The sequence below is a fragment of the Stenotrophomonas sp. STEN038 genome (assembly GCF_056759895.1).
In genome coordinates this window covers 1-17368 of the sequence record NZ_JBRRDW010000070.1, presented here as the reverse complement: position 1 = coordinate 17368, position 17368 = coordinate 1, and the positions used below count along the sequence as shown (strand labels likewise).

General features: G+C 62.8%; 19 protein-coding genes and 1 tRNA gene. 6 read left to right on the top strand and 14 right to left on the bottom strand.

What is annotated here, in order from left to right:
• Positions 1-285: 285 nt before the first annotated feature.
• The 3 genes from ACVOLS_RS19700 to ACVOLS_RS19690 all read right to left on the bottom strand — a co-directional run bounded on the left by ACVOLS_RS19700 (position 286) and on the right by ACVOLS_RS19690 (position 2155).
• The gene (locus ACVOLS_RS19700) at positions 286-1251 is read right to left on the bottom strand and encodes a beta-ketoacyl-ACP synthase III (RefSeq protein ID WP_481547027.1); all 966 of its coding nucleotides are present in this window, start codon (positions 1249-1251) and stop codon (positions 286-288) included.
• A gap of 91 nt (positions 1252-1342) precedes the next feature.
• Complete coding sequence (gene rpmF, locus ACVOLS_RS19695; RefSeq protein WP_282270713.1) at positions 1343-1540, bottom strand: 50S ribosomal protein L32; 198 nt, start codon at positions 1538-1540, stop codon at positions 1343-1345.
• A 108-nt stretch (positions 1541-1648) separates the two neighbouring features.
• Entirely contained in the window at positions 1649-2155 is a 507-nt protein-coding gene (locus tag ACVOLS_RS19690) for a YceD family protein (RefSeq protein WP_481547026.1), read from the bottom strand.
• 115 nt (positions 2156-2270) lie between these two features.
• Here ACVOLS_RS19690 and ACVOLS_RS19685 point away from each other — a divergent pair, with 115 nt between their 5' ends.
• Positions 2271-2843 (top strand): Maf family protein, encoded by a 573-nt coding sequence (locus tag ACVOLS_RS19685; RefSeq protein ID WP_481547025.1) that lies wholly within the window; start codon positions 2271-2273, stop codon positions 2841-2843.
• 148 nt (positions 2844-2991) lie between these two features.
• Here the strand turns inward: ACVOLS_RS19685 and ACVOLS_RS19680 are convergent, their stop codons facing one another.
• Complete coding sequence (locus ACVOLS_RS19680; RefSeq protein ID WP_481547028.1) at positions 2992-4845, bottom strand: glycosyltransferase family 39 protein; 1854 nt, start codon at positions 4843-4845, stop codon at positions 2992-2994.
• Positions 4846-4894: 49 nt separating this feature from the next.
• Here ACVOLS_RS19680 and ACVOLS_RS19675 point away from each other — a divergent pair, with 49 nt between their 5' ends.
• The 4 genes from ACVOLS_RS19675 to ACVOLS_RS19660 all read left to right on the top strand — a co-directional run bounded on the left by ACVOLS_RS19675 (position 4895) and on the right by ACVOLS_RS19660 (position 9249).
• Entirely contained in the window at positions 4895-5821 is a 927-nt protein-coding gene (locus ACVOLS_RS19675) for an AAA family ATPase (protein WP_296252772.1), read from the top strand.
• 76 nt (positions 5822-5897) lie between these two features.
• A complete protein-coding gene (locus tag ACVOLS_RS19670; RefSeq protein ID WP_481547024.1) occupies positions 5898-6779 on the top strand; it encodes a DUF58 domain-containing protein in 882 nt (293 codons plus the stop codon).
• Positions 6776-8728 carry a transglutaminase TgpA family protein gene (locus ACVOLS_RS19665; RefSeq protein ID WP_481547023.1) on the top strand — a complete coding sequence of 651 codons (1953 nt, stop codon included), beginning with the start codon at positions 6776-6778 and terminating at the stop codon, positions 8726-8728. Before ACVOLS_RS19670 ends, ACVOLS_RS19665 begins: the two co-directional genes overlap by 4 nt.
• The gene (locus ACVOLS_RS19660) at positions 8725-9249 is read left to right on the top strand and encodes a Slp family lipoprotein (protein ID WP_481537463.1); all 525 of its coding nucleotides are present in this window, start codon (positions 8725-8727) and stop codon (positions 9247-9249) included. Before ACVOLS_RS19665 ends, ACVOLS_RS19660 begins: the two co-directional genes overlap by 4 nt.
• A 322-nt stretch (positions 9250-9571) precedes the next feature.
• Here ACVOLS_RS19660 and ACVOLS_RS19655 read toward each other — a convergent pair whose 3' ends face one another.
• From ACVOLS_RS19655 to dnaX, 4 genes are all read right to left on the bottom strand, one after another.
• Positions 9572-9919 (bottom strand): histidine triad nucleotide-binding protein, encoded by a 348-nt coding sequence (locus ACVOLS_RS19655; protein WP_296252765.1) that lies wholly within the window; start codon positions 9917-9919, stop codon positions 9572-9574.
• 50 nt (positions 9920-9969) lie between these two features.
• A complete protein-coding gene (gene recR, locus ACVOLS_RS19650) occupies positions 9970-10569 on the bottom strand; it encodes a recombination mediator RecR (RefSeq protein ID WP_282270729.1) in 600 nt (199 codons plus the stop codon).
• A 106-nt stretch (positions 10570-10675) separates the two neighbouring features.
• Positions 10676-10996, bottom strand: a complete 321-nt coding sequence (locus tag ACVOLS_RS19645; RefSeq protein WP_057629296.1) for a YbaB/EbfC family nucleoid-associated protein — start codon at positions 10994-10996, stop codon at positions 10676-10678.
• Positions 10997-11002: 6 nt separating this feature from the next.
• The gene (gene dnaX, locus ACVOLS_RS19640; RefSeq protein WP_481547022.1) at positions 11003-13024 is read right to left on the bottom strand and encodes a DNA polymerase III subunit gamma/tau; all 2022 of its coding nucleotides are present in this window, start codon (positions 13022-13024) and stop codon (positions 11003-11005) included.
• Positions 13025-13162: 138 nt separating this feature from the next.
• Here dnaX and ACVOLS_RS19635 point away from each other — a divergent pair.
• A tRNA-Ser gene (locus ACVOLS_RS19635) sits at positions 13163-13255 on the top strand.
• A gap of 64 nt (positions 13256-13319) precedes the next feature.
• Here the strand turns inward: ACVOLS_RS19635 and ACVOLS_RS19630 are convergent.
• The 6 genes from ACVOLS_RS19630 to ACVOLS_RS19605 form a co-directional block, all read right to left on the bottom strand.
• Positions 13320-13853 (bottom strand): hypothetical protein, encoded by a 534-nt coding sequence (locus ACVOLS_RS19630; RefSeq protein WP_481547021.1) that lies wholly within the window; start codon positions 13851-13853, stop codon positions 13320-13322.
• Positions 13846-14442 carry a phage tail protein I gene (locus ACVOLS_RS19625; RefSeq protein WP_481547020.1) on the bottom strand — a complete coding sequence of 199 codons (597 nt, stop codon included), beginning with the start codon at positions 14440-14442 and terminating at the stop codon, positions 13846-13848. Before ACVOLS_RS19625 ends, ACVOLS_RS19630 begins: the two co-directional genes overlap by 8 nt.
• On the bottom strand, positions 14439-14783 hold the full coding sequence (locus ACVOLS_RS19620) for a hypothetical protein (protein ID WP_481547019.1): 345 nt from the start codon (positions 14781-14783) through the stop codon (positions 14439-14441). Before ACVOLS_RS19620 ends, ACVOLS_RS19625 begins: the two co-directional genes overlap by 4 nt.
• Positions 14784-14832: 49 nt before the next feature.
• The gene (locus ACVOLS_RS19615) at positions 14833-15333 is read right to left on the bottom strand and encodes a hypothetical protein (RefSeq protein WP_481547018.1); all 501 of its coding nucleotides are present in this window, start codon (positions 15331-15333) and stop codon (positions 14833-14835) included.
• A complete protein-coding gene (locus ACVOLS_RS19610) occupies positions 15330-16286 on the bottom strand; it encodes a hypothetical protein (RefSeq protein WP_481547017.1) in 957 nt (318 codons plus the stop codon). Before ACVOLS_RS19610 ends, ACVOLS_RS19615 begins: the two co-directional genes overlap by 4 nt.
• Positions 16287-16699: 413 nt before the next feature.
• Positions 16700-17029 (bottom strand): hypothetical protein, encoded by a 330-nt coding sequence (locus tag ACVOLS_RS19605; RefSeq protein ID WP_481547016.1) that lies wholly within the window; start codon positions 17027-17029, stop codon positions 16700-16702.
• Between the last annotated feature and the right edge of the window lie 339 nt (positions 17030-17368).

Sequence of the window (17368 nt, the reverse complement as noted above, 5' to 3'; positions counted from 1 at the left end):
CGGCTGCGTCCTCCGCTCCTCGGGTCTGTCGTGTGGCGCTTTAGCCCGTCAATACCCCGGCCCACCCCGCCCCCCCCCACTACCTGTTGGCCCTGCCCTGTAGGAGCGGCGCGAGCCGCGACACCGATAGATCAACAGCGCAAAGCACCCCTCCCCAGCCTTCCCCTTGCCTGCGGCAAAGGGAGGGGGCGTATAGCCAAGCATGGCTCGGCACTACAGGTGACGCCTTAACGACAACGGGCAGCCATTGGCTGCCCGTGCGGTACGTCTGTAATGCGGAGACGCTTAGTAGCGCAGCAGCGCCGAGCCCCAGGTGAAACCGCCACCGAAGGCTTCCAGCAACAGCAACTGGCCGCGCTCGACACGACCCGAACGGATCGCGGCATCCAGCGCCAGCGGCACCGAGCCGGACGAGGTATTGCCGTGCTTGTCGACGGTCACGATCACCTGATCCATCGGCATTTCCAGGCGCTTGGCCGTGGCTTCGATGATGCGCAGGTTGGCCTGATGCGGGATCAGCCAATCGAGGTCGGACTTGTCCAAGCCGTTGGCCTGCAGGGCTTCATCAACAACCGAGTCCAGCGCCTTGACGGCGTACTTGAACACGTCATTGCCCTTCATGTTGATCTTGCCCGGCTTGTCGAAGCCAACCGACACGCCAACCGGATCCCACAGCAATTCCTTCTTGCTGCCGTCGGCATGCAGATGGGTGCTGAGGATGCCGGTGTCTTCGTCGGCCTTGAGCACGACGGCGCCCGCGCCATCGCCGAACAACACGCAGGTGGTGCGGTCGGTCCAGTCAACGATACGGGTCAGGGTTTCCGCACCGATGACCAAGACGTGCTTGGCATCACCGCTGCGAATGAATTTGTCAGCCACGCTCAGGGCGAAAAGGAAGCCCGAACATGCCGCATTGACGTCAAACGCCGCCGAACCAGCTGCGCCGAGGCGGGCCTGGATCAAGCAAGCGGTAGACGGGAAGATCAGATCCGGCGTGGTGGTACCCACGATGATCATGTCCAGCTGCGAGGCCTCAATGCCGGCAGCTTCCAGCGCACGCACGGCGGCGTGGTAGCCCAGGTCACTGGTGGTCTCGTCGTCGGCAGCGATGTGCCGCTCACGGATACCCGTGCGCGACTCGATCCACTCGTTGGTCGTTTCGACGATCTTGGTCAGATCATCGTTGGTCAACACTTTCTCGGGCAAATAACTACCAGTGCCCGCGATCCTCGAGTAGATCCGCTTGCTCATGCTGTTTCCTATTGCGCGAAGCCGCCCGTAGGCGGCCCCGGAAGAATCGGTGCAACAACCGCCACACTCAGGTGGCGGCAGCCGTCACAAATCAATCTTCTTCGACGACCAGGGTCGACTTGGTCGTGATCACCTTCTTGCCGCGGTAGAAACCGTCAGCAGTGATGTGGTGACGCAGATGCACTTCACCGGTGGTCGGATCGGTGGACAGCTGCTTTGCGCTCAGGGCGTCGTGGGCACGACGCATGCCGCGGCGGGACGGGGTAACACGGGATTTCTGCACAGCCATGGGATTGCTCCAAACTCGGTTTCGTTTGCTTCGTCGTTTAATTGCACAGGACGCCAGCGTCCAGCACTACTCGCTTTCGCCGCAGCCGCCGACGATTACCGGCCGCAATTATTTCTTCAGCGCCGCCAATGCCGCAAAGGGATTGGCCTTGCTCAATTCTTCTTCGGTCGCGGTGAAGTCACATTCGACTGCCTCGCTTCCAGGTGCCAGCGCTACCACCGGCACCGCCAACACCAACTCGTCTTCCACCAGGTCCAGCGGACGCAGGCTGCCGTCTTCGGGCACCAGCATCGCTTCGTATTCCTCTGGAAGCGCAGATTCTTCTTCTTCGTCCTTGATCAAGCCCAAGCGCTGCTTGATCGACACCGGCAGCAGAAAACGCTGCATGGTGCGCTGACAGATCAAGGGCAACTCGGTATCGATGGTCAGGTCGACATACGACACCTGCAAGATGTTGTCTCGATCGAACTCCAGTGAATACGTGCACTGGCCTTCGGTATCGGCAACCAGACCCTGCAAGCGGGTCAATTCGGACAAAGGCACCTGACCGTCAAAGCGCCTGCGCGCTATGACCATCCGCCAAGCATCCAGCAATTCGGGTACGTTCGCGGACATAAGCTGCAGAATGTTAAGGAGTAGCCACGCCGCTGTCAAATCCATAGCGGCGGAAACATTGTCAGACCGGCGGCGGCGCAGCAGACTGGCCGTCCCGAGCTGCGTATTTTTACACATGAAGCCCCTGATTCTCGCCTCCACCTCACGATATCGCGCTGAATTGCTTAACCGGCTCAGGATTCCGTTCAGTTCAGCCGCTCCAGATGTGGACGAAACCCCAAACCCCGGCGAGCCGCCGGCGGCCCTGGCGCAGCGTCTGGCCGCTGCCAAGGCCGAAGCCATTGCAAGCCTGCATCCCGGTAGCTGGGCCATCGGCTCGGATCAGGTGGCCGAGCTGAATGGGCAGCCTTTGGGCAAACCGGGCACCCGCGAGGCCGCCATTGCGCAGCTGACGGCGATGTCCGGCCATGAGGTGCTGTTCCACACGGCGGTCTGCGTGAGCGATGGCATTGCCCAGCATCAGGCCATCGATCTCACCCGGGTCCGCTTCAGGCCCCTGCAGGCCGCTGAGATCGAGCGCTACATCGACGCCGAACAGCCCCTGGACTGCGCCGGCAGCTTCAAATGCGAAGGTCTGGGCATCACCTTGTTCGACGCCATCGAGAACAGCGACCCTACGGCCTTGATTGGCTTGCCGCTGATAAAGACCTCGCAGCTGCTGCGCCAGGCGGGCTATCAGCTGCCCTAGCCTGCGGCTTTGCCGTAGCCCGGGTAAGCGCAGGGCACCCGGGAACCACTACCTACCGGTCGTTCAATCTTTCCGCCAACAGCCCCGGGTGCGCTGCGCTTACCCGGGCTACGGCGTTGTTGCGTGCCGCCCTGGATCGTAAGCGACGCTATTTGACCTCGAACGGCTGCTCGGCCCAGGTCTCGACGCTGCCGTCATTGCCATGCAGGCGCAGGCCCAGCCAATGCGTGCCGGGCTTCAGGCCGGAGATATCCAGCCTTGCATCAAAACCAGTATTCGGATGCTGCGGATCGGTGGATATCTTCCAGAACGGGCGCACGTCATAGGCACGCCCATAGACGGCATCACCCACGCTGCGGCCATCCAGCAGCAGCTCAACCCGCGACAATCCCACGCCATCCTTGAAGGCCCAGCCACGGACTTCCAGCGTGCCACCCATCACCTGACCCGCCAGCGGGGTTTCCACCCATGCCATCGCCGGTGCCACACAGGGCCCCTGCTGCTTCTGGGCGGGCAAGCGGAACAACAGGAAACGCTGAAACCCATGATCGAGTGAGATCACCTTCGGCGGCGGCAACGGCCCCACCAACTCGCAGACCTTGTGGTAACGCTCCAACAGGTCGCGGTAACGCTGGTCGCCTGGCGCCAGCACCAACAACACCGGCGTCGTGCGGCTGCCGTCGCTGATCAACTTCCAAAGCGCCAACTGCGCGGTGCGCCCATGCCGATCATTGAGCTCATGCGGAAGCACCTTGATCGAGGGATCGTTGAGCCGGAAGCCCAACTCCGCACCAACCTTGAAGCTGCCTGCCAGCACCTGGGTATCTTCCGGCATCTGCGAGAGTTCCTCCCGTACGCCCTCGGACAGCTGCTGCCAGCCGGCGAAATTGCGCGGGTAGTACTTGCTGCCCGCCAACTGCTCGCGCAAGCCGGGTGATGCGGCAACCAGGTAATAGCTCATCGCAAACAGCAGGCCCAGCGAGGTCAGCCCCCACAACGCGCGCCGCCAAGGACGCGACCAATGATTGAGCAGTGCCGGCACGCAGACCAGCAAAGCGAGGTAGCCCGGCAGCGGCCAATGGAAGCTGATCCGCTCCACATCGGTGAAGAACCCCAATACGAAGATCAGCAAGGTCGAGGTAGCGCCAACCATGGCGAAGTAGCGCCATTGCAGGTGATGGAAGCCACCCTGCACATTGCGCAGCCCCCTGCCCGCCACCACGGCCATCGCCACAAACAACAATGGCGTCACCAACAGCGGCTGGATCACCAGGAACAACAGCCCCTCGGACTGGAACGCCCACGGATGGCGTTCGATCACCTGGAACTTGAGCCCAGCATCCTGGTTGTCCAGATTCCATGCCATCAGGGGCGTCCACGCCGCCAACCCCACCGACAGCGCGATCCACACGCGCGGGTCGCGCAGGACCTTGCGACCTTCCGGCAATAGCACCAGCGCAATGAAGCCAACCGCAATCACGCCAATGAAACGGTAATGACTGAGCGCACCCATCAACAGGCCGCAGGCCAGCAGCAAGGCGCCGCCGGCACCCACGCCACGCAGCAGGCGCGCACCGGCATCCAGACATAGGAGGGCGGCGATCGCCATCGGCACGTCCGGCACCGCCAGGATCCCCAGCGTCGCCGACAACGGCATCAACAAGGCCAGTGAGCCAGCGCGCCAGCCCATGCGCACGCCGAACCAGCGCGTGCAGATACCCGCGACCATCCACGGCAGCGCCGCGCCCATGATCAGGAACGGCATGCGCACGCCCAACCGGTGATCACCGAAGACCTCAACGCCCAGCCGCGTCAGCCACGCCGTCAGCCCGGGCAGGTCCGAATAGGCGGCAGCCAGATGCTGGCCTTCCTGCCAATAGAACGCCTCGTCCACGAACAGCGTCAATTGCGAGGCCAACAGCACCTTGGCCGTGGTGACCAGCACCCACAACACAAGGAACGTCACGTAGGCGCGTTGCTCACCCCTGTTTGGCACGTACACTTCCTTCAGCCCAAGTATCGAGACGACCAAGACAATGGCGCCGCCCGGAATGCTAACCGAAGTCACACTACAGTCCCTATCGGCAGCGCAACAGCAGGTCAATTCCCTATTGCTCGGCAAGGCGCAGGAAGTGCGGATGGCCTTTGTCGCACTGTTGTCCGGCGGACATCTGCTGATCGAGGACCTGCCCGGGCTCGGCAAGACCACCTTGGCCCATGCAATGGCCTCCAGCCTCGGCCTGCAGTTCCAGCGCGTGCAGTTCACCTCCGACCTGCTGCCCGCCGATGTGCTCGGCATCTCGGTCTACGAAGCGCATAGCCGCAGCTTCCAGTTCCATCCCGGCCCGGTGTTCTGCAACCTGTTGCTGGCAGATGAAATCAACCGCGCACCGCCACGCACGCAGAGCGCCCTGCTCGAAGCGATGGCCGAGCAGCAGGTGACACTGGATGGCGTAACCCACCGGCTACCGGATCCTTTCTTCGTGATTGCCACGCAGAACCCGGTGGACATGTCTGGCACCTTCCCACTGCCAGACTCACAGCTGGACCGTTTTCTGTTGCGCCTGACCCTGGGCTATCCCAATGCCGACGCCGAGCGCGCCCTGCTGGCCGGCGAAGACCGCCGCGACCTTATCGCACGGGTTACGCCCTGCCTGTCTGAGCAGGACATCCGCATGCTGCGCGAAGCCGTTGGCCAGGTACACGCCAGTGACGCGTTGATTGACTACGTGCAGGCCTTGATCACCCGCAGCCGCCAGCACCCCGGTGTGCGCGTCGGCCTGTCGCCACGCGCCGGCATCGCCCTGCTGCGCGCGGCCAAGGCGCACGCACTGCTGCTTGGCCGCCAGCATGTGATCCCGGAAGACGTGCAGGCGTTGTTCATCGCTGTTGCCGGGCATCGCCTGGTTGCCGAAGCCGAAGCATCCTCTGGCCCGACACTGGCGCGCACCCTGCTGCACAGCGTGCAGGTGGACTGAAGTGCTGGCAGCACTGCGACAGCGCCTGCAATCCCTGCAATTCCTAGCCCGCCCACGGCAGCCGGAACAACTGCCTATGCAGCTGGATCGGCGCCGCATCTACGTACTGCCAACCGGCTTCGGCCTGTTCCTGGCCGCCTTGCTCGCAGTGATGCTGCTAGGTGCCTTGAACTACAACAACAACCCAGCCTTGCTGTTGGCACTGGTGTTGGGCGCAACCGCGCTGGCCAGTACCGTGCAGGCGCACCTGCAGCTGTCAGGCCTGCGGCTGCAAGCCGTTTCCGCCGACCCGGTGGCTGCTGGCAATCCCATCCGACTACGCCTGGCGCTTGCACGCAGTGACCGCCGCTGGCGCCGTGCCCTGCAGTTGGACTACCCACACGCCAAGACCCACCTCAACCTGGAGCAGGACAGCCACGCCGAAGCCGACCTCTGGCTACCCACCCAACAACGCGGCTGGCTGGATCTGTCACGCATCCGGATCACAAGCACCCAGCCGCTGGGCCTGGTCCGCGCCTGGGCATGGTTCTGGCCGGACACAGCGCTGCTGATCTATCCCGCGCCAGAAACCAATGCACCGCCACTGCCAGACGCAGGCAGCGCCTCCACCCGTACCCGCGTGCATCCGCAAGGTGAGGAACTGCAGCAGATGCGCCCCTACCGCAGCGGCGACTCTCGCCGCAGCATCGCCTGGAAACACTCGGCGCGGCGCGACGAACTGCTGGTACGGGAGTACGAGCGCCCCTACGGCGCAGAGCTGGTATTGGACTGGCAGCAACTGCTTGCCCTGCCCCACGAACGCCGCATCTCGCGCTTGGCGCGCTGGGTGGACGAGGCCGAACGCGAAGGCCGCAGCTATCAACTGCGCCTGCCCGGACAACCTCCGTTCGGTCCGGCCAGCGGCGACAACCATCGCCACCTCTGCCTGCGCGCATTGGCGCTGCTGCCAGACGCATGAAGACACCCGCACCCGCGATAAGCGCCAGCAGCCGCCTCTGGATCAATCTGGTCACGGCCCTCTCGCTGCTGCCCTTGCTGCTGCAATTGCCGAGCGTGCTGGCAGCCCTGTTCGGAATCACCACCTTGCTGGTGGCACTGTGGTCATGGCAGCGTGCCATGCCCTTGTTGCTGCGCCTGCTGCTGATCGGCGTGATGCTGATCTGCATCTACTGGCAGATGGGCGCCAACCCCGGCCGCGACAATGGCTGCGCCCTGCTCGCGGCGATGCTGGCGATCAAATCCAGCGAGCTGCGCACAGTGCGTGATGCGCGCAGCCTGATTGGCTTTAGCCTGTTTGCGCCATTCGCGGCCTTCCTGCTCGACCAAGGGCCAAGCACCCTGTTGATGTCAGCCGCCGCCGTGGTTGCCGCCCTGCTCGCGCTGCAACGCCTGGCTGATGAGGAAGTGGGCATTGCCCACTTGCCACCGCGCGCCCAGCTACGCACGGTTGGCGGGCTGATGTTGTTGGCACTGCCACTGGCCTTGTCGGCATTCTGGTTGGTGCCACGCCTGCCGACGCCACTATGGGGCACACCCGACCGGGCGGTGGGGCGCCCCGGCCTGTCCGACAGCATGCAGCCCGGCGACCTGAGCGAATTGATGGCCGATGACAGCCCGGCGCTGCGGGTGGAGTTCTTCGGCCCGGTACCGGCGCAGGACCAACGCTATTGGCGCGGCCCGGTACTGACGCGCTTCGATGGCCGGCGCTGGTCGCGGGTGCGAAGTCAGCGCTCCGAACAGATGCCCAGCGTGACCAACAGCGCGCTGCGTTGGGACTACCAGATCGACTACGAGCCCACCGACCAGCGCGAACTGGTCGCGCTGGATCTACCCCTGCATGCACCCGCAGGCAGCCGATTGGACGCCGACTACAGCCTGACCTCAGCGCGGCCACTTACCGCGCTGACCCGCTGGCGCATGCAGTCCAGCCCGACTCAAGCGTTCCAAGCCGAACTGCCGGCACGCCTACGGTGGCAAGCCCTGCAACTGCCGGACGGCTTCAACCCGCGCACGCTGGCGCTATCCAGACAATGGCGCAGCGAGGCCGGCAACGATGACGCTGCGCTGGTGCAGCGCAGCCTGGACTGGATCCATCGCGAGTTCGCTTACACCTTGAACACGCCGCTGGCCGGCCGTCACTCCGTCGACGAATTCCTGTTCGACCAGAAGGCCGGCTATTGCGAGCACTTCAGCGCGGCATTCGTGGTGCTGATGCGTGGCGCAGGCGTTCCAGCACGCGTTGTCACCGGTTATGCCGGCGGTGTGCGCAACCGCTTCGGCAACTACTGGGTGGTGCGTCGGCTTGATGCGCATGCCTGGGCCGAAGTCTGGCTGCCGCAGCGCGGCTGGGTGCGGGTTGATCCCACCGCAGCCGTCGCCCCGGAACGCATCTACGACACCTTGGAAGACCGCATCGGCGACAGCAGTACCAGTGGACTGAACCTGTCCGGTCGCTGGAGCAGCCTGCTGCAGTACAGCGACTACCTGCGCCGCGGCTGGAATACCGCCGTGCTGTCCTTCGATGCCCAACGTCAGCAGCGCCTGCTCAGCAGCTTTGGCATCAAACAGTTGAGCCCCTCGCAGCTGGTTGCCCTGTTTGCCGGCTTTGCGGTTCTTGCCCTGGGCTTGATGGCCTGGTTGCTGGCCCGTGGCGAGCGCCAGCGCGACCCGCTGTTGCGCGCCTGGCACCGCCTGGACCGCCGCTACCAGCGCCTCGGACTTGGCCGTGAACCTTTCGAAACCGCCAGCGACTGGGCCAGCCGCGTTGACCAGGCCCGCCCCGGCAGCGACCTGCTGGCGCTCAGCCAGCGTTTCACTCAGGCGCGCTACGCTGGCGCTCGATCGGATGTCGTTTCATTATTGACGGACCTGCACAGGCACCGCCCGAAACCCGGAGTACGAACATGAAGACCCGCATCCTCCTAGTTGCCGCCGCCACTCTGGCGCTGGCTGCCTGTGCCACTGCGCCCAAGCCGCTGCAGGGACAGTTCACCCCCGTTTCACCGCGTGACGCGGTGGCGCAGAAGCAGACCGGCGCGCCGGTACGCTGGGGTGGCCGCATCATCGAAACCATCCCCGGCCAAGGCGAGACCTGCTTCCAGATGCTGGCCCGCCCGCTCAATGCCAGCGGCCGCCCGAGCACCACGTCCAGCGATGCCAGCGATGGCCGCTTCCTGGCCTGCCGCAGCGGCTTCTATGATCCGGCGGTGTTCGAGCCTGGCCGCGACGTGACCTTCATCGGCCGCATCGATGGCTACCAGAGCACCAAGATCGGCGAATACGACTACCCACTGCCCAAGCTTTCCGCTGACGTGGTCTACCTGTGGCCGGTACAGCGCGAAGTTGAAGTAGTGCCCGCCTACCCGTACGGCCCGTGGGGCCCGGGTTGGGGTCCCGGCTGGGGCTGGGGTTACCGCGGTTGGTGGTAACAAACTGAAAACGCCGCCCCAAGGGGCGGCGTTTTCTTTTGCTGTTTTTTTTTGTAGGAGCGGCGTGAGCCGCGAAGCTACATATCCATCAAACACAGCGAAGCTCACCCCTCCCCAACCCTCCCCTTGCCTGCGGCAAAGGGAGGGAGCACGCCCGCCCGCTCCTAATTTTGTAGGAGCGGCCTAAGCCGCGAAGCCACAGATCCCTCCGCCGCAAGCGACATAGCGCAATCAAAAACTGCTGGATCGCGCGAACAGGCTTCGCAGTTGCTTGGTTGCTACCGGCTTCGCGGCTTACGCCGCTCCTACAACAGCAGCTTTCTCACGCGCCGAAATGCCCCAAGGGCGCACCTGCCAACAAATGCAGGTGGATGTGGAACACGGTCTGCCCGGCATCTTCGCGGCAGTTCATGACGATGCGGTAGCCGTTCTCGGCGAAGCCTTCCTGGCGTGCGTACGCCGCAGCCGCCAACGCCAGCTTTCCGATCAGATGCGCCTGCGTCGGCTGCAGATCATCCAGGGTCGGGATGACCTCGTTCTTTGGAATGAAAAGCACATGCACCGGCGCCTGCGGGGCGATGTCCTTGAAGCCCAGCACTTCATCGTCTTCGTAGACGATGGCGGCGGGAATTTCGCGGCGGATGATCTTGCCGAAAATGGTGTCGGTCATGTGGGGGCTCGCTGCAGTAAACGACCTACAGCTTACAGCCCCGGCGCGGCTTATTCGCCGACTTCGCTGCGGCTGCCAAACGCATGCGACAAGGTGCCGCGATCCACGTATTCCAGCTCTCCACCCAAGGGCAGGCCCTGCGCAAGACGGCTGGGCCGCACCTTGTTGCGGCGTGCCAGCTGCGCCAGGTAATGCGCGGTGGCCTCACCTTCAACAGTGGAGTTGGTGGCGATGATCAGCTCGGTGACCTCACCCTGTGCCAAACGCGTTTCCAGCTGATCCAGGCCCAGCTCACGCGGGCCGATGCCATCCAGCGGCGACAAGCGCCCCTGCAGCACGTAATACACACCGCGGTAGCTGGTTGCATGCTCGATCGCCAGCCTATCGGCCGGTGACTCGATCACGCACAGCATCTGCCGCTCGCGGCTGCTGCTGGCGCAGACAGGGCACAACTCGGTTTCGCTGAAATCGCGGCACTGCTTGCAGTGACCGATCTTCTCGATGGCCTCGGCCAGCACTTCCGACAGGCGCTGGCCGCCGTCACGGGCACGCTCAAGCACGTGGTAGGCCATGCGCTGGGCCGTCTTCTGGCCAACGCCGGGCAGCACGCGGAAGGCTTCGATCAGTTGTTCCAGCAGCGGCAGGCTCATCGCAACGGTCTCATCACAGCAGCGTATCGCTAAAACAAGCGCGCGAAGCCCGGAGGCTTCGCGGCGCGGGGACGTGCATGCGCCGGACCAGCCGGCGCGGGCCACATCAGAACGGCAGCTTCATGCCCGGCGGCAGCTTCATGCCAGCCGTGGCCGAGCCCATGCGGCTCTGCGACTCGGCGTCGATCTTGTTGGCGGCATCGTTGAACGCGGCTGCGATCAGGTCTTCAGCCATTTCCGGATCGCTCAGCACCGACGGATCGATGCGCACCTTGCGGCACTCCTTGGTGCCACTCAGGGTCACGCTGACCATGCCGCCGCCAGCGCTGCCGGTGACTTCCAACTTGGCGATTTCTTCTTGGGCCTTCTGCAGGTTTTCCTGCATTTTCTGGGCCTGCTGCATCATTTGGGCGATATTGCCGCGCATGGTTCGTTACTCTTTGAAAGGACGGATGGAATCGGCCACGACCCGTGCACCCTGCTGTATCAGCTGCTGCACCTGGGGGTCGGCCATGAACACGGCTTCGGCCGCGGATTGCTGTTCACCGCGCTGACGATCTGCGCGCTGGTGCAAGGTCTCAGCCTGGGCGTTGCCAGTCTCAATGAGTATCTTGGGCGTGCTACCCAAGGCCTGTGACAGCGCCTGCGCCAAGGCATTCAAGGCGCGCTCAGACTGCAGGTATTCAAAGCCCGGCAACAAGGCCAGCCGCAGCACGCCGTGCTGGAAGCTGACGAAGGCGGCATTGGCGGCCAACTCGCGCGACGGGCCGCTCAGGCCGCTGTCGTCGATCAGGTCCAGCCACTGCTCGGCCGTGTTCAAGCTGCGCCCACCCTGCGACGGTGCCGGGGCAACTGGTTCAGCGGGTGCTGCAGGCTCGATGGCGATACCGGTCGGACGCACCGGCTCGGCCTGCTGAACCGGCTGCGGCGCGGCGACAGGTGCCGGTTTTGGCATTTCAACGGGCACGTCAATGGCTTCGGGCGCTTCCGGCATGGCCATTTCGGCCGCCATCGCCTCATCACGCGCATTCGCTTCAGCCGCCTCAACCGCCCATGGTGGCAGATCTTCGTCGGCGGCTGCGGGCTTGGCAGCTTGCACCGGGGCCGGCGCTGCTACCGGAGCTTGCACGGGCTCAGGCGCGGGCGCTGCGGGTTCCGGCACAGGCGCAGTTTGCTGTGGCGCGGCCGCTGCTGGTTCGGGTACCGGCTCGAGCTTGGGTTCTGACACAGGCGCAACCGGTGCAACTACAGCCTGCACTTCAACCGGCTTGGCGGTTTGCGCCGACGCGGCGGCAGCGGCAGGTGCGGCTTGCGTGTTGCCACCCACGCCCGCGCCAGTTCCGGATGCAGTGCCTTCCGGCGTCGCCGGTACTGCGCCTGCCGGGCGGAACGCCAGCATGCGCAGCACGGTCATTTCAAAGCCAGCACGCGGACTGGGAGCCAAGTGCAGGTCGCGACGGCCGCCGAGGGCCATCTGGTACCAGAGCTGCACCACTTCCGGGCGCAGGCGCTGGGCAAAGGCCACCGCGTCGACGCCGTCACCCGACACCGACGTGCCCGGCACCAGCTGCTGCACCTGGATGCGATGCAGGCCTTCGGCCAGGGCGTCCAGCACCCCGCTCCAGTCCGGCGAGAACTCGGCCAGCCCGGCAACCACCTGCAGCAGGCGGGCACCTTCGCCATCGGCCAGGGCATCGAGCATGGCGCTGACCTGCGTGCGATCGACCGTGCCCAGCATGGTGCGCACCACGTCGTCGCGCAGCGCACCGCCGGCATAGGCGATGGACTGATCCAGCAGCGACAGGCCGTCACGCAGCGAGCCATCGGCCGCGCGCGCCAGCTGCACCAACGCACTGTCGTCGAACTCGATCTGCTCGGCGGTCATGATCCGCGACATCTGGCCGTGGATCTGCTCCTCGTCCAAGCGCTTCAGGTTGAACTGCAGGCAGCGGCTGAGCACCGTGACCGGCAGCTTCTGCGGATCGGTGGTGGCCAGCAGGAACTTCACATGCTCCGGCGGCTCCTCCAGCGTCTTCAGCAGCGCATTGAACGCCGCCTTGGAGAGCATGTGCACTTCGTCGATCAAGTAGACCTTGTACTGCCCACGCGAGGGCATGTACTGGGCGTTCTCGATCACCTCACGCACATCGTCCACGCCGGTATTGGACGCGGCATCGATTTCCAGCAGGTCGATATAGCGGCCGGCATCGATGTCCAGGCAGGCCCGGCACTGACCGCAGGGGTCGGCACTGGTGCCGTTCTCGCAGTTCAGCGACTTGGCGAAGATGCGGGCAATGGTGGTCTTGCCGACACCCCGGGTGCCGGTGAACAGAAAGGCGTGGTGGACGCGGCCACTGTCGAGCGCATTGCTGAGCGCGCGGACCACGTGTTCCTGGCCCACCAACTCGGCAAAACGCTTCGGACGCCACTTGCGGGCAAGGACGAGATAGGACATCAGGCAACCGTCTTCATCTGAAGCCCCATTGTGCCATGGCCGACCCATCCGCCAGCACCCGCTCATGGGGTGCTTGTGAACAGCCGCCAGTCCCTATAGAATCCACGTCCCTGCCGAGGCATTAGCGCGGCAGGATCCGGAGAGGTGTCCGAGTGGTTGAAGGAGCACGCCTGGAAAGTGTGTAAGCGTCTAAACCGCGCTTCGGGGGTTCGAATCCCCCTCTCTCCGCCAGATTAAAGAATAAGCCCCTGATTTCAGGGGCTTTTTTCGTTTCATGGATTTCTTACCCACCTATTTACCCATGCGCACAGAATGCCGCAACACCGGTATTGAGATGGCCACCAGTGTGATCTAACGACGTGCTGCGCGAAGTACCTTCATTTCGATTTGCATTGAGTTCGACCATACGAACAGCCTGCTGCTTTCGAAGTGCTTCGGTTCGAACCAACCTTGGCTCACCACGACAGAGGTTGCGCACCTGCCGTTCGGTGATGTCATGCGTCCAGCCAATCCACTTCGCCGCGAGCGTGCCAGTTCGCCAGGCTTCGCGCACAGAAGCATCGCGCAAGCGATTCACCCAAGCAGTGGCCGGCGGGAACCGAAGCTCATTGCCCCCCATCGACCCGCATAGCTTCCTAGCGGCATCCTCACCGATAACGCCCGCGATACGGTCAAACGACGTGCCAGCAGCAACAGCTGGCACGTACTGAAGGCCAAACCGCCGCACTGGGTCGAAGACTGCACCAGCCAATAGAAAGGTCGCATCGCGGCCAATGACGCCGAAAAGCTCACGGTAGAGTTGCGGGAGTAGCCAATCTGCATCAGTCATTTGTCACCCGCCCGTCTAGACGTTTGGTGCCGTCAAGCCGCCACGTTCCGTCCAGAAGAAGCCGTTCGGGCATAACGGTAATTTCGTTCCCGATAAGCGTAACAGCGCCGAAAAAGGTAGCCGCGCGACTGTTCACGGTGACATCGACTGCCGCCATGTGTGACCGCAGGTTTTTCGATGACTCTACAACCGCCAGCATCTTCAGAATCTGCGCCTGCGTCGCTGGCGTCTGTTCAATCCCGAACGAAACCCGGAACGTGAACGGCTCACGCTGCGGTGTTTCCTGGAACCATTCGATGATCTCGACTTCCAGACCGAGCGCGGCGATAGCGCGGCGAACCGCGCCAATCGTTCCCTTCCGGCGGTGGATAGAATACGACGCCGCAATCGACGCGCGCTTCTGTGCTTCCGTCCATTCGGTGTCCCATTCGTCAACGCTGAACGCCCACGCCAGCCACGGAAGCAAATCGACAGGACATTCCTGCGGCGACCACAGGGTTCGCGCCGGAACCGGCACGACAGATACGCGCGCGATGGTGGTTGCCATCGCGCGTTCGGCGTTGGTTGCGCTAGGCGGAAGCAGCGTCACCGCAAGCGCCCCAGAAAACCGTTATCCAACCCACCAGGCATCCGCGTGGCGTTCTTCAGCGCCTTTCGTTTGGCGGCAGCTGCGGATAGCTTGCGGGATTGTATGGACACAGCGCCCAGAGCATCCCGAAGCGGCGCAATGGCAGCTTCTGCGAGCAATTGAAGCTGATTCACCAGCGTGGCGATTTCATCTACCGACTTTTCCGGGAACGCGCGCTGGCATTTGAGGACTGCGCGTGCAGGCGTGAACGCCCAAGGCTTCTTCCCGATACCGATCACCATTGCCCGAAGCCTGTTGCGCGGCTGCAACTGGGCGACGACTACGTGGTTCAAAGCGTCCATGCACGGACCTCCTGAGCAACCTGGAAGGCAATCAATGCGATCAACTGGATCATCGGCCGCTCTCCGCGTCATGGGCGTCGAATCGCCAACCGCTCACCCAACTATTTCGCGCCCTGTTGTGCTCTTCCTGGTCCAGACGACGCGACGGGGCAAGAATCACTGCCTGGATTCGCGCATCGACATGCGCAAGAACGCGCTGAACCTCGCCTGGTTCTAGCTCAGGCCACGCCTTACCGATACGGCGCACCAGTTCGTCGCGGCTCTCCGGCGTCGGCTTAATCATCGGGTTACCGAGAATCCGGCACTGGACAGCGATGCGCCAACCATCGTCATCGTCGGCCACGCGGCTGAAGTTGGAACCGGCAATTTCTGCGTGCGCCCACGCCGCAATGCCGCGCTGATCCGGAGCAGCGACCTCGATCACGTCTTCAACGAACGCATCGCGGGCCGCCCGAAGCCTCTGGCGAAAGGTGCGAGGGGTGTTGCCACCCCCGGCAGTATTCGCACTCGGTTGAACCGGGGCCAGGCGCAAATGGGTTGCAGCGGTCATGCGACCACCTTGAAGAACTTTGCCGGGTCCGGCACTAGTGCGGCGGCACCAGCGAAAACGGCCAATTGGAGTTCACCATCACGGCTACTGCGGTCAGCGACGATGCGGACATCACGATCCAGAATTACAGCCGCATGACCGAACGCACCAACATACGTCCCTGCACCGGCATCACACAACTCAGCAGCTACACCGGCAACACGCAGCACGCCATCAGCACCCACAACCGCCCCAGCAGCAGCCGTACCAGCAATCGCGCGCAGATCACCGAACCGAAGGCCAGCAGCGGCAGCTGCGGCCAGGGTGAAGGACGGCAACGACGCGTTAGCCAAGGTTGCGAAAAGCGCCATGTCAGCAATTCGACCGACACCGGTCAGGATGGCAGCCGTCAAAAGTTCATCGAGCGTGCCATCGTGCAGCCGGGCGCGGTAATCGTCGCGCGGGATGCGCAGCGCAGCGCCGAAGCTCGGCGTTGACGATTCGTCGGCCCAATCAACGGATGCCGATTTGACTGGCAGCGTGATCGCTACCACGGCATCAGCTCCGTCCTGGACAACCGCCATTGGCAGCGGCTGCACGACGGACAGGCCATGCACCTCGCGGGCGAAAACCGGAACATCCACACCCGTACCGATCCGACGCGGACGCTGCGGTTCTTCCCGAACCAGCAAGTTCGCACCAGCACCAGCGCAGCGGCTGTGAGCGCGGGCGATGGTCAGCGGGTCCAGCTCGAAATCAACGACGGACGGTCGGCCCTTCGGGGAGGAACGAAGATGACCACTCGCGTCGAACAACGACGCAATGTCCGGCGACAGCGGCGCAGTCAGGCTGAGTTCGGTGCTGCGCACCGTTGAAGTCGGGATCGCCAGGCGAACGTCGCCAGCTGCGTCGAATCGGTGGTCATGTGTGGCCGCGTTGCGGGCACTTTCAAAAAGCTTTTTAAGGTCGAACATGGGTTGCGGAACTCGGGTTGCTCACAGAACGGAGCGGTGAGAGAAGGATCGTCGTCAACCCCCATCCCTCCCCACTTGCGGAATTTCCGCCCTAGCCCTGAAGCCGCAATCCACCCACCCAAAAGCGCACCAAATCGGCACGCCTTTTATACTAAAAATCGATCTAATAGCTTAATTAAAAGCCATATTGTTGCACTGAATAAACATAAAACTGATTTCGAAGCCCCACCCAGATTTGATTTATCGCGGTGTCAGCGACCCCGCAGGCCGTACCCCCTTGGATGGGACCCGCGATTTTTGAGTGCCTACCAAGCGCTCCGCACGGAAGGCGATCTGACTTGCCGAGCTCAGAACTATTGTTCGACGCAATGACGAATCCTTAAATCTCAACTCAGAGCACCAGTAAACGTCGATTAGAAAAAAACCGAGGCGAGCTGCACTATCCCGCGCGAATCCTTCAAAATATCCACCCTGCCGTCATCCAGGCATTTTTTAACAAACTTCCGATAAGCCCAGTGATTAGGAAGCAAAATAACTGCATCGCTCAACTTGAAAGAAAAATCGCCTGGAACCCGCCACTCCCTTTCATGGGTCCAGTCGATAATTGAATCCTTATCACTCAGGTTAAAGTTGACAATTCGCCACCACTGATCGGCGGGAAGATAATCTTTTGCGCTTGCCGTTTTGTCATAAATTGCCGGGCGACCACCTTTATCAAAAATTGTGGACTTGTGAAATTGCAATCCAAATCCTTGGTATCGAACCTTTGCTTTTGGATTACTCTCTCTATACTTCTGTTCCGTATAAATGTTCTGTGCCAGCGAATAGACCGGAGCCTCTTGGAAGCAAACCGCCGGCCTAGTACCCACTATTAAGCCTGATGCAGTCGTACTGCCATTCAACTTTCCGTCACAAAGAATTTTATATAGAACACTGAGTCCATCAGAAACATCAGTGCTTCGCGTCAAATGGACTGGAGTTCCCAGGATTTAGTGGACACCTGACCGAGGGTGGCGATGCGCTGCCTCGAACTCGTCAGGACTGACCCCGCCTAGATGGCTGTGGCGGCGTGTTGGATTGTA